The organism is Pseudomonas batumici, assembly GCF_000820515.1.
In the GTDB taxonomy this organism is placed as follows: Bacteria; Pseudomonadota; Gammaproteobacteria; order Pseudomonadales; family Pseudomonadaceae; genus Aquipseudomonas; species Aquipseudomonas batumici.
Genome location: NZ_JXDG01000060.1, coordinates 15,130 through 27,456, shown reverse-complemented (window position 1 = coordinate 27,456; position 12,327 = coordinate 15,130). Strand labels below are relative to the sequence as shown.

10 protein-coding genes are annotated in these 12,327 nt (G+C 63.5%); 6 read left to right on the top strand and 4 right to left on the bottom strand.

Features of this window, described 5'->3' with window-relative positions; all coding sequences use genetic code 11:
• Positions 1-225 precede the first annotated feature (225 nt).
• Genes UCMB321_RS23120 through UCMB321_RS23110 form a run of 3 tightly spaced genes read left to right on the top strand, consistent with a single transcriptional unit; the run spans position 226 to position 3,791 of the window.
• Positions 226-885: a paraquat-inducible protein A gene (locus UCMB321_RS23120; RefSeq protein ID WP_040070955.1), complete on the top strand. Its 660-nt coding sequence runs from the start codon at positions 226-228 to the stop codon at positions 883-885.
• Complete coding sequence (locus UCMB321_RS23115; protein ID WP_040070953.1) at positions 872-1,495, top strand: paraquat-inducible protein A; 624 nt, start codon at positions 872-874, stop codon at positions 1,493-1,495. The genes UCMB321_RS23120 and UCMB321_RS23115 overlap by 14 nt, the downstream gene beginning before the upstream one ends.
• Positions 1,488-3,791, top strand: coding sequence for a PqiB family protein (locus tag UCMB321_RS23110; RefSeq protein ID WP_040070951.1), 2,304 nt, complete (start codon positions 1,488-1,490; stop codon positions 3,789-3,791). The genes UCMB321_RS23115 and UCMB321_RS23110 overlap by 8 nt, the downstream gene beginning before the upstream one ends.
• 64 nt (positions 3,792-3,855) lie before the next feature.
• Here the strand turns inward: UCMB321_RS23110 and mksF are convergent, their stop codons facing one another.
• From mksF to mksB, 3 genes are read right to left on the bottom strand one after another with little or no spacing between them, the layout of a single operon-like run.
• Positions 3,856-6,696, bottom strand: coding sequence for an Mks condensin complex protein MksF (mksF, locus tag UCMB321_RS23105; protein ID WP_040070950.1), 2,841 nt, complete (start codon positions 6,694-6,696; stop codon positions 3,856-3,858).
• Positions 6,693-7,406: an Mks condensin complex protein MksE gene (gene mksE / locus UCMB321_RS23100; RefSeq protein WP_040070948.1), complete on the bottom strand. Its 714-nt coding sequence runs from the start codon at positions 7,404-7,406 to the stop codon at positions 6,693-6,695. The genes mksF and mksE overlap by 4 nt, the downstream gene beginning before the upstream one ends.
• Positions 7,396-8,676 carry an Mks condensin complex protein MksB gene (gene mksB / locus UCMB321_RS23095; protein ID WP_040070946.1) on the bottom strand — a complete coding sequence of 427 codons (1,281 nt, stop codon included), beginning with the start codon at positions 8,674-8,676 and terminating at the stop codon, positions 7,396-7,398. The genes mksE and mksB overlap by 11 nt, the downstream gene beginning before the upstream one ends.
• A gap of 168 nt (positions 8,677-8,844) precedes the next feature.
• Between mksB and UCMB321_RS23090 the strand changes: the two genes are divergently transcribed.
• The 3 genes from UCMB321_RS23090 (at position 8,845) to can (ending at position 10,773) form a co-directional block, all read left to right on the top strand.
• Positions 8,845-9,618, top strand: a complete 774-nt coding sequence (locus UCMB321_RS23090; RefSeq protein WP_040070945.1) for a hypothetical protein — start codon at positions 8,845-8,847, stop codon at positions 9,616-9,618.
• Positions 9,611-10,063, top strand: coding sequence for a ribosomal protein S18-alanine N-acetyltransferase (rimI, locus tag UCMB321_RS23085; protein ID WP_040070944.1), 453 nt, complete (start codon positions 9,611-9,613; stop codon positions 10,061-10,063). The genes UCMB321_RS23090 and rimI overlap by 8 nt, the downstream gene beginning before the upstream one ends.
• A 65-nt stretch (positions 10,064-10,128) precedes the next feature.
• Positions 10,129-10,773: a carbonate dehydratase gene (gene can / locus UCMB321_RS23080; protein ID WP_040070942.1), complete on the top strand. Its 645-nt coding sequence runs from the start codon at positions 10,129-10,131 to the stop codon at positions 10,771-10,773.
• A 151-nt stretch (positions 10,774-10,924) separates the two neighbouring features.
• Here the strand turns inward: can and UCMB321_RS23075 are convergent, their stop codons facing one another.
• Positions 10,925-12,097: a hypothetical protein gene (locus UCMB321_RS23075; RefSeq protein ID WP_040070940.1), complete on the bottom strand. Its 1,173-nt coding sequence runs from the start codon at positions 12,095-12,097 to the stop codon at positions 10,925-10,927.
• Positions 12,098-12,327 lie beyond the last annotated feature (230 nt).

Here is a 12,327-nt window from a genome sequence, read left to right as displayed (position 1 = left end):
GTCATCGTCAAGATTAAATTCCGAAACCCCTATCTGCGAACGCAGGTAGGGGTTTTGTTTTTGCGCCGCTAAAAGTCCAGGCCCCATCGGTCCTGCTGGCTATCCGGCCGCCACTGCCGGCAGGCCAGCTACCATACCTAGACCATTTCCTGACAAATTGGCACAGTTATTTTCGAGCTGGAACACTAGAATAGGCACCGTCCTTTACAGAGCCTGAGCCCATTTATGCCGGATCCGGTTGATACCTCAAAGGTGTCTGAATTACCGCTGGACGCGTTGGTGGCCTGTCACGAATGCGACCTGCTGATGCGCAAGCCCCAGCTTGGCCTCGGCGAGAAAGCCCAATGCCCACGCTGCGGCTACGAGCTCTACGCCCATCGGCACAATGTCGTCGAACGCAGCCTGGCCCTGGTGATCGCGGCGCTCCTGCTGTACATCCCGGCGAACTTCCTACCCATCATGAAGCTCAATCTCCTGGGCCGCTCTTCCGAAGACACGGTCTGGAGCGGTGTGCTGGGCCTGTACCATACCGGCATGTCCGGCATCGCCGTGGTGGTGTTCCTGTGCAGCATGGGCATCCCCCTGCTCAAGCTGGCCTGCCAGTTGGCCGTGTTGTTGAGCATTCGCTGGGATATCGGGCGCAGCTACGGTTTGTTGCTGTACCGCATTTACCACCATCTGCGCGATTGGGGCATGCTCGAGGTCTATCTCATGGGCGTGCTGGTGGCGATTGTCAAACTCGCCGACCTGGCGGAGCTGAGCCTGGGACTGGGCCTGGCCTGCTTTGTCGGTTTGCTGCTGACCCAGGTGCTGCTGGAGGTGATCATGTCGCCCCACCAGGTCTGGCAGGCGTTATCGGGGGAGGACGAACATGCGGGCCATTGATGCAGGCATCCTGATCTGCACGGAATGCCACGAGCTGAACCGGCAGGAAGAAGGCAGCGACGAGCAGGTCTGCACCCGCTGCGGTGCCCTGGTACACCCACGGCGTCCCAACAGCCTGATGCGCACCTGGGCCCTGCTGCTGACCTCGGCGATTCTCTATATCCCGGCCAACCTGCTGCCGATCATGACCATCAGTTCCCTGGGCAAGGGTGACCCCAGTACCATCATGTCCGGTGTCATCGTCCTGGTGCAGCACGGCATGTTTCCCATCGCCGCCGTGGTTTTTGTCGCCAGTATCCTGGTACCGACGTTCAAACTGGTGGGCATCGCCCTGCTATTGTTCTCGGTGCAGCGCCACCAGCCGCTGTCGGCCCGGCAGCGGATCATCATGTACCGTTTCATCGAGTTCATTGGCCGCTGGTCAATGTTGGATATCTTCGTGATCGCCATTCTGGTGGCGATCGTGAACTTTGGAAGAATTGCCAGCGTCGAAGCCAATCTCGGCGCGGTAGCCTTTGCCAGTGTGGTGATCTTGACGATGCTTGCCGCAGTAACTTTCGATCCCCGACTCATCTGGGACAACACGGAGTCGGACGACGACCATGAGTGATTTGCCAAAAGCCAAAATCCGCCCGGCTTCGAACTGGTCGGCCATCTGGGTCCTGCCGCTGATTGCCCTGGTCATCGGCGGTTGGCTCGGCTGGCGGGCCTATAACCAGACCGGCATCGAAATCCAGGTGCGCTTCGAAAGCGGCGAGGGCATCCAGGCCAACAAGACCGAGATCGTCTACAAGGGCATGCCCATCGGCAAGGTCAAGGGGCTGAACCTGGATGTCGAAGGCAGCTCCAAGGGGGTCATCGCCACCATCGAGATGAACAAGGACGTCGAGTCGTCCCTGCGCACCAATACCCGCTTCTGGCTGGTCAAGCCCAGCGTGACCCTGGCGGGGATTACCGGCCTGGACACCCTGGTGTCCGGCAACTACATCGCGGTCAGCCCCGGCGATGGCGAACCGGAGCGCAAGTTCAAGGCACTGACCCAGGAGCCGCCGCTGTCGGACCTCAAGCCGGGCCTGCATATCACCATCAAGGCCGATCGCCTGGGCTCCCTGAACCGTGGCAGCCCGGTGTTCTACAAGCAGATACAGGTCGGCCAGATCAAAAGCTATGCGCTGTCCCCGGATCAGAACATGGTCGAGCTCAAGGTCTTTATCGAGCCGACCTACGCCAACCTGGTGCGCAAGCACACGCGTTTCTGGAACGCCAGCGGCATCAGCATCGATGCCAACCTGTCCGGGGTGAAGGTGCGCAGCGAGTCCCTGGCCAGCATCGTCGCCGGCGGCATCGCCTTCGCCACGCCGGAGAATCGCAAGGACAGCCCGCCCACCGACCCGAGCCTGCCGTTCCGCCTCTATGAGGATTTCGACGCCGCCCAGGCGGGGATCCGCGTCAAGGTGAAACTCACCGACTTCGAAGGCCTGCAGGCCGGTCGTACGCCGGTGATGTACAAGGGAATCCAGGTCGGTAGCCTGAAAGCCTTGAAGATCGATCCCGACCTGTCCAGCGCCAACGCCGAGCTGACCCTCGATCCGCTGGCTGAGGAATACCTGGTGAGCGGCACCCAGTTCTGGGTGGTCAAGCCGTCGATCTCCCTGGCCGGCATCACCGGGCTCGAGGCGTTGGTCAAGGGCAACTACATTGCCGTTCGCCCCGGCGACAAAGGCGGCCAGCCGCAGCGCGAGTTCGAGGCCCGGGCCAAGGCGCCGCCCCTGGACCTGCGTTCTCCGGGACTGCACATGGTGCTGTTCACCGACAACCTCGGTTCCCTGGACGTCGGCAGCCCGGTGCTCTACCGCCAGGTGAAAGTCGGTACGGTACAGAGCTACCAGTTCTCCCGCACGCGCAAGCAAGTGGTGATCGGCGTCCATATCGAGAAGGAATATGAAAACCTGGTCAACGCCTCGAGTCGCTTCTGGAACGCCAGCGGTATCACCCTGAGCGGCGGCCTGACCGGTGGCATCCAGGTGAAAAGCGAATCGCTGCAAAGCCTGATGGCCGGCGGTATCGCCTTCGAGACCCCGCAGGACAAAGCGCCGCTGCAGAAACGCATTCCGCGTTTCCGTCTGTTCTCCAACCATGACGAGGCGCAGCAGCAAGGCACCCTGATCACTATTCGGGTCGATCGCGCCGACGGCTTGCGCAGCGGCACGCCGATCCGTTTCAAGGGCCTGGATGTGGGCAAGATCGAAAGCGTCGACCTGAGCGATGACCTGCAGTCGGTGCTGCTCTCGGCGCGGATTACCGAAGTGCCGGAGCGCATCGCCCGGGTCGGCAGCCAGTTCTGGGTGGTGAAGCCGGAGCTGGGCCTGATCAAGACCTCCAACCTGGAAACCCTGGTCACCGGCCAGTACCTGGAGGTGCTGCCGGCGACGAAGAAGCTCGGGGTGCAGAAGGATTTTGTCGCGCTCAAGGAGCCGCCGGCCGCGGCGGTGCCACAAGCCGGCTTGAGCCTGACCCTGAGCGCCGCTCGGCGTGGTTCGCTGAAGGAGGGCGTACCGGTGACCTACCGCGAGGTGACGGTGGGCAAGGTGACGGGCTATGAGCTGGGGGCCACCGCCGACCGGGTGCTGATCCATATCCTGATCGAGCCGCGTTACGCGCCATTGGTGCGCAGCGGCAGCCGCTTCTGGAATACCAGCGGGTTTGGTGCCGACTTCGGCTTGTTCAAGGGCGTGACGGTGCGTACCGAGTCGCTGGAGACGCTGATTCAGGGTGGCATCGCCTTTGCCACTCCGGATGACGAGCGCATGGGCGCGGCGGCGCGGCCGTTGCAGACCTTCGCGCTGTTCGACAAGTTCGAGGATGAATGGCTGACCTGGGCGCCGAAGATCAGCCTCGGCAAATAACCGATACCTGGAATGAAAAGGCCGCGATCAATGATCGCGGCCTTTTGCTTTCCAGCTTCTGGCGTCAGACCTCGTCCAACTCCGGTTCCGCCGCTTCGCTCTGTACCATCGCCCGCACCTGATCGTGCCGGCGAATGTACTTCCAGTCCGCTTCGTCGATATAGATCCCGTTCGGTCCGCTACCGCCTTCCAGGTCGATGGCCACGTGCGCGGACACCTGCGGTTTCACGCTCGCCAGGATCGGCACGAAGCCCAGTTGCAGGCTGGTCTCCAGCAGCGCCGCCTGGTTGCGTTCGTCGATGTCCGCCGCCTCGTCGAGGTAGTACGGCAGGCGCACGCGCCCGGCCAGGTCGCGGTCCATCAGGTGCAGCAACAGGTACATGTTGGTCAGCGCCTTGATGGTCATGGTGGTGCCGTTGGACGCCGCCCCGTCGATATCGGTGTGGATCACCGGCTGGCCGTTGACCTTGGTGATCTCGAACGCCAGCTCGAACAGGTCCTTCAAGCCCAACTGGTTGTGGTTCGCCGCCACCAGCCGCGCCAGGTATTCCTTGGCCTCTTCGTTCTTGTTGTCCTGCTCGGCGCTCTGGCTCAGGTCGAACACCGACAGCGTCTCGCCTTCCTCGTACTGGCCGGCACTGTGGATGATCTGGTCGATGTGCTTGAGCGCTTCCTTGTTCGGCGCCAGCACGATGCGGAAGCTTTGCAGGTTGGACACCTGGCGCTTGTTGATCTCGCGGTTGAACAGCGCCAGCTGGTGTTCCAGGCTGTCGTAGTCGCTGCGGATATTGCGCAGGGTCCGGGCGATGTCGGTCACCGCCGCGCGACGGGCCTTGCCCAGGGTCAGGGCTTCGTCGGTGCGGTGGTCATAGGCGTTGATCAGCAGTTGCAGGCGCCGCTCGACGTCGTCCTCGCTGTCGAACTTGGCCACGCCCTTGAGGCGCACCTGGGCGTAGAGCGCTTCGATCTGCCCGTCGACCCGCTGCAAGCCCTGCCAGCTGTCCTGGTAGTCGTTGAGCAGCGGCAGCAGGTTGTCCATGGAGTCGTCCACCGGTTCCATGAACGGTGTGCCGAACGGCAGGTCGGCCGGCAGCAACTGGCGACGGCGCAGGGCGTCGTCGAGGGTGCGTTGCTTGGCTTCCATGTCGCCGATCTGCCGGCCCACCAGTTGCAGCTTGGCCGACAGTTGCTGGACGCGCTCGGTGAAGGCGTCGCTGGAGCGCTTGAGCTCATCCTGAGCGGCTTCCAGTTGCGCCAGCTGTTCCAGCTTGTCGCCTTCCTCCGCACTCAGGGTCTGGGCGCGGCGGAAGTCTTCCAACGCCTTCTGTGCGTCCAGCACCTGCTGGTACAGCGCTTCGGTCTGGGTCTTGCTCGCCGCCCGGTCGGCCGCGACGGCCTGCTGGGTTTTCAACTGCTTGAGCTCTTTATCCAGGCGCTCCTTCTGGTCGCGCAAGGCGGCGCGATCGGCCAGGGCCTGCAGCGCCGGCGGCTCGATGTGGGACAGGTCGATGGACAGGCCCGGCACTTCGAAGCGCTCGCCCTTGAAGCCGTCGAGGATCAGTTCCATCGACTTGACCCACTCGCCTTCCTCGTCCAGGGCAATGCCGTGCTCGCCCAGCGGCAGGCTGAACAGGGCACTGTTGAACAGGCGCATCAGGCGTTCGACATCCTGTTGCGAGAACTCTTCGCGCAGGCGCGCATAGCTGTTGTTGTCGGCGTGATCGAGTTGCTGCTTCACCGACTTCAGGCGTTTTTCCAGGTCGCGCAGGCGCTCTTCCAGGTCCTCGGCGCTGAACTGCCGGGACTGGGCCAGGGCGCCGGCCAGTTCGTCGTGGGCATCCTTGGCCGCCAGCAGTTGCTGTTCCAGCACCTTCACATCGTCGACCAGGGCGAAGCGATGCTTGAGCACCGCCAGCTCGCCGAGCCAGCGTTGCAGGTCGCTGATTTCCCGCTCCAGGCGCATCAGCTCCTGGGTGCTGCTGCGCTGGTCGTTCTGCAGCGCGTCCTGTTCATTGCGGTAGTGCTCGGACTGGATCAGCAGCTCTTCCTTGCGCGCACTGGCGTAGTCCGACCAGGTGCCGAGCAGGGAGTCCAGCAGCGGCGAGATGCGGTGCAGCTTGCCGCGCAGCACGTCACGCTGGCGCACCCCCGAGGCCAGCGCCTCGACCAGGGGACCGGCGGCGACCAGGGCGTTGTAGTCCTGCTCCATGCGCCGCACGTCGCGGAAGGCTTCCTCGCAGGCGGCGATATAGTCGACGCTGCCGGAGCGCAGGCTGTGCTCGAAGGCATCGAGGAACAGCTGCTTGAGCTTGGCGGCGGTGATCTCGCGCATGTGCAGCAGGTTGATGAACAAGGCGCGGAAGGTCTTGAGGCTCTGTTCGCTGGTGGAGCGCAGCGGGATCAGCGTCAGGTCCAGCGGAATCGAGGTGTGGCCGCCGACCAGCAGGCGCCGCAGTTCATCGGGCTTGAGCTCGTAGGCTTTCAGGCCGTTGCGCTCCAGGTTGTTGAACAGCTCCTTCTGGCGCAGGCAGGTGTCGTCTTTCTGGTAGTGGGCCAGGTCCAGGCGTCCGGCATAGGCGAAGAACTGGTGGCCGAAACCGCCGCCCGGGCCGCGTCCGACCACGCCGATCACGTGTGGACCGTGGGGCAGGGCGACTTCCACGAGGATGTAGCTGGTGTCGCTGGCGAAGTAGAACCGACGCGACTGTTCCAGGCTGTACTTGCCGAAGCTCATGTCCGACATGCGCGCCAGGATCGGGAACTGCAAGGCGTTGATCGAGGCCGATTTACCCAGGTTGTTCGCGCCGTACACCGACAGCGGATGTTCCAGGGGAAACAGGCCGAGGCTGTAGCCGGCGGTGTTCAGCAGGGCGAAGCGGCGGATACCGTAGCGTTCCTGGCTCATGCGTCCATCTCCTGTTGCTCGTCGGCAATGGCCCGGGCCAGCGCGTCTTCTTCACTTTCTTCAAGGGGCTCGGCGAATTCGCTGAGGTCCAGCGGGTCATCGGTTTCCAGCAGTTTCTCGTCGCTGTCGTCATCCACCAGCACCGGCGTCGGCAGGGGCAGCACGCTGTGCAGGCTGGCGGCCATGTCGCGGTCCTGCTGGACCGACAGGCAGACGTCGAGGAAACGGTGCATCGGCGGCAGGAAGCGGAACAGGCCGGGCTCCTCGAGGGCGAAGCCGAGCTGGGTCATGCGGCGCATGATCTTCTCTTCCAGTTCGTCCTGGGTGGTGACTTCGGCCTGGACGAACAGGTCGCGGTACTTCTCCAGCAGCGACGGCAGTTCATCGCGGCCGAGGCTGCCGCCGTCGAGCACGGCAATCGGGTCGCGGCCCTGGTCGGCCAGGTGTTCCACCAGGATGAAGGTGAACAGCGCCAGGCGTTGGGCGGTCTTGTTCACCTGGGCGGCGGCGTTGTCCGGGACGAAGTAGTAGAAGCCGCGGGTGTCGCAGACCAGCTCGAAGCCCAGGGCCCTGAACAGGGTGCGGTACTGGTCCTGGCAGTTGGACAATTGGGCGTACAGCTCCGGGTCGCGGCGGCTGACGTGGTAACCCTTGAACAGCTCGCGAAAGATCGGTGCCAGCTGGGACAGTTCGGAAAGATCAAGATGCATGGGGAGTACTCGCGCTATTTTCGCCGGCTTCTTCGGTACGCGAGAGCAGGGCGAAGGAGCGCAGGCTGACCTGGTGCTCCTGTGTGTAGTAGTCGCGGCGTTCGAGGCGCTCGCGCTGGAAACGTTTTTCCCGCGACAGGCGCGAGAACCAGTACAGCAATTCGTCGGTGGCGCCGTCCGGCTCCTGCTCCAGCAGCCAGCTCATCAGGTCCGGCATCGGCAGGGCGTCGGTGCAGCGTTCGAGCATTTCCTTGACCGTGCGCGGGGCCCGCGGCGGCTCGCCGCCCTTGGACGACTTGTGCGCCTTGGGGAAACGCGACGGCTTGGCTTCGAAACGGGCCAGGGCATAGACATACGCCTCGACCTGGCCGGAGCTGCCGAGAAAGGTGCTCTGCGGGCGGGTGAACATCGGCATGGCCGCTTGCGGCACGGCGTCCAGGCCCTTGCGGCGGATCACCGACAGGGCCAGGGCGGCACCACGGGTCACGGCGTTGTGCCGGCGGGCTTCTTCGCGCAGCGGCAGCAGCAGTTCGCGGGCATGGCGCAGGGTCAACTGGGCGCTGGTCTGCATCTCCAGGATCCGTGCGTGGGTGCGCAGCAGCATGTCGTCGTCCACCAGGTGGCCGAGGCGCTGCTGTTCGCTGAGCATGCGCAACAGCACGTTCTCGACCTTGCGCACGCCCTGTTCGAAGGCGCCGTCGGCGTTCACCAGCTGGATCATCGGCTCGACGTATTCGTCCCAGGTCGCCAGGACCTCGGCGTAGCGCTGGCGCAGCGGAATCTGCCGGTCGCTGGTCTTGGCCCGTTCGGCGACGGCCACCAGGGCCTGTTCGTCGTTGGCGAGCTTTTTCAGCACGTCGCGCACGCGCATGTCGAGCAGGCGCAGCTGGCGGGCCAGGTCGTTGCCGTCGCGGATGTCGAAGGCGTCCTGGATGTAGCCGGCCAGGCGCTCGAGGTGGCGCAGGTAGGCTTCGATCTCCAGGCACAGGCCCAGGCGGTGCTCGCGGCGCAGGTAGGCGAGGAAGTCGTGGATCTGGGCATTGAGCTCGAAACGGTTCGGGCTTTTCGCCACGGGCACCAGGATGTCGAGGCGAATCCATACGTCCAGCAGGCTGGTAATGTCCTGGGGCGTGCTGTCCAGTTGCTGGGTAGCCAGTTGCTGGCGCAGTTCACCGAGGCTCAGGGTGCCTTGGTCGAAGTGTTCGCACAGAGGCTCCAGAAGGGCCCAGTGCTCGGCGAGGGCGCGCAAGACGCGCTTGGGTTCGATCATGGGAGAGGCCGGCTGGTTGGCAAATTAAAGGGAGCGATTGTACTGCATCAGGCACCGGATTGACCCGCAGCTGATCGCAGGCTTGGCGTTCTTGCGATCAACTGCGGGCGATCTTCGCCGAAGGACGGTAGAATCCCTGTTTTCAACTTATCCACAGATGGCCGACCCTTGCTTATCGAGTCCCGCCGCCGCGCTTATCTGACCGCCATGCAGGTGGTCCACTGGCTGCCCCGCACCGAACTGCCGTTCGCCGCGCCGTCGCGGCCGGAGTTGTTCGTCGAGCCGGAACCGTTGGTCGAGGCGCCGCTGCCCGAGGTGCATAAAGCCGCGGAGCCGGTGGCCAAGCCCGTCGAGCGACCGAAGATCGAAGTGCCACGCCCGGCGTCGGTCAATCGCGCCGAAAGCAAGCCGGCGGTGGCCGCCGAAGACGCGCCGGCCCCGGTCAAGGTGGCTCAGGTACCGCCACCGCGTTTCTCGCTGCAATTGTTGCGGGCCGGGCGTTGCCTGGTGCTGGTGGAGTTACCCACAGGCGAGGCGTTCCAGAGCCGCGATCCGGCCTACCTGCTGCTCAAGGACATGCTGCGCGCCGCCGGGCTGCCGGACAGCCCGCAGCTCATCGGCGAGCCGGTGCGCTGGCCGCTGCTGGTGCGTGGCAACCTCGACCAGGGCCCGGAGGCCGCGCGGGATTTTGTCCAGGGCTTCGTCCAGGCGCGCCGGGAAGAGGGCGAGTGCGCCTGCCTGTGGCTGATCGGCTTGCCGGCGGTGCGTTTTGCCGGTGTTGCCGACGCCGAGTCGTATAATCGTGAATTGCAGGTCGAAGGCCTGGGATCGGCCTGGGCGCTGCCTGGCCTGGAATTATTGATGGATGAGCCTCAGCGCAAGGCCGATGTCTGGCAAGCCATGCGCCGGCTGATGGCGCGATGGAAACCTAACGATGAGTGATGCGGTAAGTTTTCGCCCGATGACCGAGGCGGACCTGGATGCGGTGCTGAAGATCGAATATGCGGCGTTCAGCCATCCCTGGACCCGCGGGATTTTCCTCGATGGTCTGGGCAAGTACCAGATCTGGCTGATGTTCGAAGGCAGTCAGCAGGTCGGCCATGGCGTGGTGCAGATCATTCTCGATGAGGCGCACCTGCTCAATATCACGGTCAAGCCGGAGAGCCAGGGGCGCGGCCTGGGCTTGCGCCTGCTGGAGCACCTGATGTCGCGGGCCCATGCGGCCCAGGCGCGGGAGTGTTTCCTGGAGGTGCGCGACAGCAATCGCGCAGCCTTCCGCCTGTATGAGCGCTATGGTTTCAATGAAGTCGGGCGCCGTCGCGATTACTACCCGGCCGTGGGTGGGCGCGAGGATGCGGTGGTGATGGTGTGCACGCTGGTTGACTGACGATTCCCGTGACCCCAAGCGAGGGACGTGAGTCAAAGCTTCGGACCCTCTTGAGGCAGTAGAGCATGAACGAACTACAGGATCTGATCGATAACAACGAGCGCTGGGCCGCTGCGATCAAGGAAGAAGACCCGGAGTTCTTCGCCAAGCTCGCCCGCCAGCAGACCCCGGAGTTTCTCTGGATCGGCTGCTCCGACGCCCGGGTACCGGCCAACGAGATCGTCGGCATGTTGCCGGGCGATCTGTTCGTGCACCGCAACGTGGCCAACGTGGTGCTGCACACCGACCTCAATTGCCTGTCGGTGATCCAGTACGCGGTGGATGTACTCAAGGTCAAGCATATCCTGGTCACCGGCCACTACGGCTGTGGCGGGGTGCGGGCTTCGATGCAGGATCGCCAGTTGGGCCTGATCGATGGCTGGCTGCGTTCGATTCGCGACCTGTACTACGAACACCGCGAAGCGCTTGCGCAACTGCCCACCGAAGAGGAGCGGGTCGACCGCTTGTGCGAGTTGAACGTGATCCAGCAGGTGGCCAACGTCGGCCATACCAGTATCGTGCAGAACGCCTGGCATCGTGGGCAGAGCCTGTCGATCCATGGCTGTATCTACGGGATCAAGGATGGGCGCTGGAAGAGTCTGGACGTCACCATCAGCGGCTTCGAGCAATTGCCGCCGCAGTACCGGTTGCGGCCGGTGGGTGCGCCCTGAGGCCTGACTGACACCGCGCGAATCCTGTAGGAGCCGGCTTGCTGGCGATGAGGCCCTTGAGCCTTGCGCTGTCCATATGGACGCCATCGCCAGCAAGCCGGCTCCCACAGTTATGGTGCCAGGCTCAAGACGGTATCTACCGTGGCGTTCGTCAGACGGTTGGCAGCGCCGTCATGGGTGCCGGCACCGGTTTCTTCAACTGATCGAGTTGCGTCTTGATCTCCGTTGTCGTGCATTTTTTCTCGGCATCGGCTTCAGACAGGTTGCGCACCGACTCATAGAACAGCACGCAGGTTTTCTGCTTGTTGGCCACCTGCCAGTTGTCGGTGCAGCTTTTCAGTTGCGCCGCCGGATCGCTGCCCGGTTTCTGGCCCATGCCGGCCTGCCAGCAGGCGGCACTCAAGTCCTGCCCCATCACCTTCAAGCCCGCCGCATCGGCTTTCGCCTGGTCGCCGCCATAGCTGGCCGGGTCCGCCGCGTACCAGATATAGCTCGGGTGGTTGGAGCCCAGCACCGGCACCTTCACGTTCGCCACCGGGCTGATTTCACCCAACTGCAGGACGTCGACGGTTGCGCCATATTGCTGCTTGACCCAGTTACGCACCGGCGCGCCGAAGGCCACCATCGGCAACGCCGTACCCTTGGGCGTGACGCTGACTTGTTTGATCATGGTGGTCTGGTAGTCGGTGAAGTAGCTGTAGACGCCTGCAAGGGTGCCGCCTGCGCTGGCCGGCGCGGCAATCGGGGCGATGTCGATGATGGTCTGGTAGCCCGGCGTCTGGTCCATGGGAATGCCGTTGTTGCTCAGCAGCGCGGCCCAGCGGTCGGTGGTCTTGGACTCCAGGTAATCCTGGGCCTGGGTCAGCGAGTAATCCGGCGGGAAGTGCAGCAGCTCGACGCTCTTGCGGTTGTCCAGGGCCATGCCCAGCGGCAGGAACAGGTACCAACTGTAGTCCCACTTGCCGTCGGCATTGAGTTTGGAGGCGCCTTTGTAGGCCAGCTCGCCGGTATCGAGCAGTTGCGCCAGCGGTTTGTCATAGCCTTTCGGTACGCCGCTGAAGTTCGCATAGAGCTGGTCGCCATCGGCTTTCACCGTCACCTTGGCGTTGGTGTAGCCGTCGCGCTGCACGCTCTGGTTCAGGTAGTGCGCGGCGGTCTGTTCCAGGGTCCAGTTGCGATAGCAGATGACACTGCAGTTGTTGGGCGCGGCGAAGAGCTGGGTGACACGTTCCCGGCTGCCCAGTTTCATTTCGACATCGGCGTGGGCGAGGGTGCTAAGAGTGAGTGCAGCTAAGGTACTCGTCAATACGGCGATTTTTGACATGCTCAGATCCTTTTCAGCGTTGGCCCCATCAATGCGGGGGCAGGGCAATACTGGATCAGGTTTGCCGAGTAGAAAAGCCGGTCGCCGATGTTTTTTGTATTGTTTGACGCAAGTGAGAAAGCCTGTCGCCATTGGCCGATTGGCCCGTCCGAAGAAGGGCTGAAGATTCAGTAGGACATGGGCTGTGGACGGTGTAAGACAAGTTTGCTGCCCGCCCGCAGATGTTCAAC

What these genes read in the sequence shown, in the direction of transcription:
- rimI (WP_040070944.1), top strand. Translation starts at nt 9,611, where the DNA reads ATGAGTGATGCGGTAAGTTTTCGCCCGATGACCGAGGCGGACCTGGAT.
- UCMB321_RS23115 (WP_040070953.1), top strand. Translation starts at nt 872, where the DNA reads ATGCGGGCCATTGATGCAGGCATCCTGATCTGCACGGAATGCCACGAG.
- mksB (WP_040070946.1), bottom strand. Translation starts at nt 8,676, where the DNA reads ATGATCGAACCCAAGCGCGTCTTGCGCGCCCTCGCCGAGCACTGGGCC.
- UCMB321_RS23110 (WP_040070951.1), top strand. Translation starts at nt 1,488, where the DNA reads ATGAGTGATTTGCCAAAAGCCAAAATCCGCCCGGCTTCGAACTGGTCG.
- can (WP_040070942.1), top strand. Translation starts at nt 10,129, where the DNA reads ATGAACGAACTACAGGATCTGATCGATAACAACGAGCGCTGGGCCGCT.
- UCMB321_RS23120 (WP_040070955.1), top strand. Translation starts at nt 226, where the DNA reads ATGCCGGATCCGGTTGATACCTCAAAGGTGTCTGAATTACCGCTGGAC.
- mksF (WP_040070950.1), bottom strand. Translation starts at nt 6,696, where the DNA reads ATGAGCCAGGAACGCTACGGTATCCGCCGCTTCGCCCTGCTGAACACC.
- mksE (WP_040070948.1), bottom strand. Translation starts at nt 7,406, where the DNA reads ATGCATCTTGATCTTTCCGAACTGTCCCAGCTGGCACCGATCTTTCGC.
- UCMB321_RS23075 (WP_040070940.1), bottom strand. Translation starts at nt 12,097, where the DNA reads ATGTCAAAAATCGCCGTATTGACGAGTACCTTAGCTGCACTCACTCTT.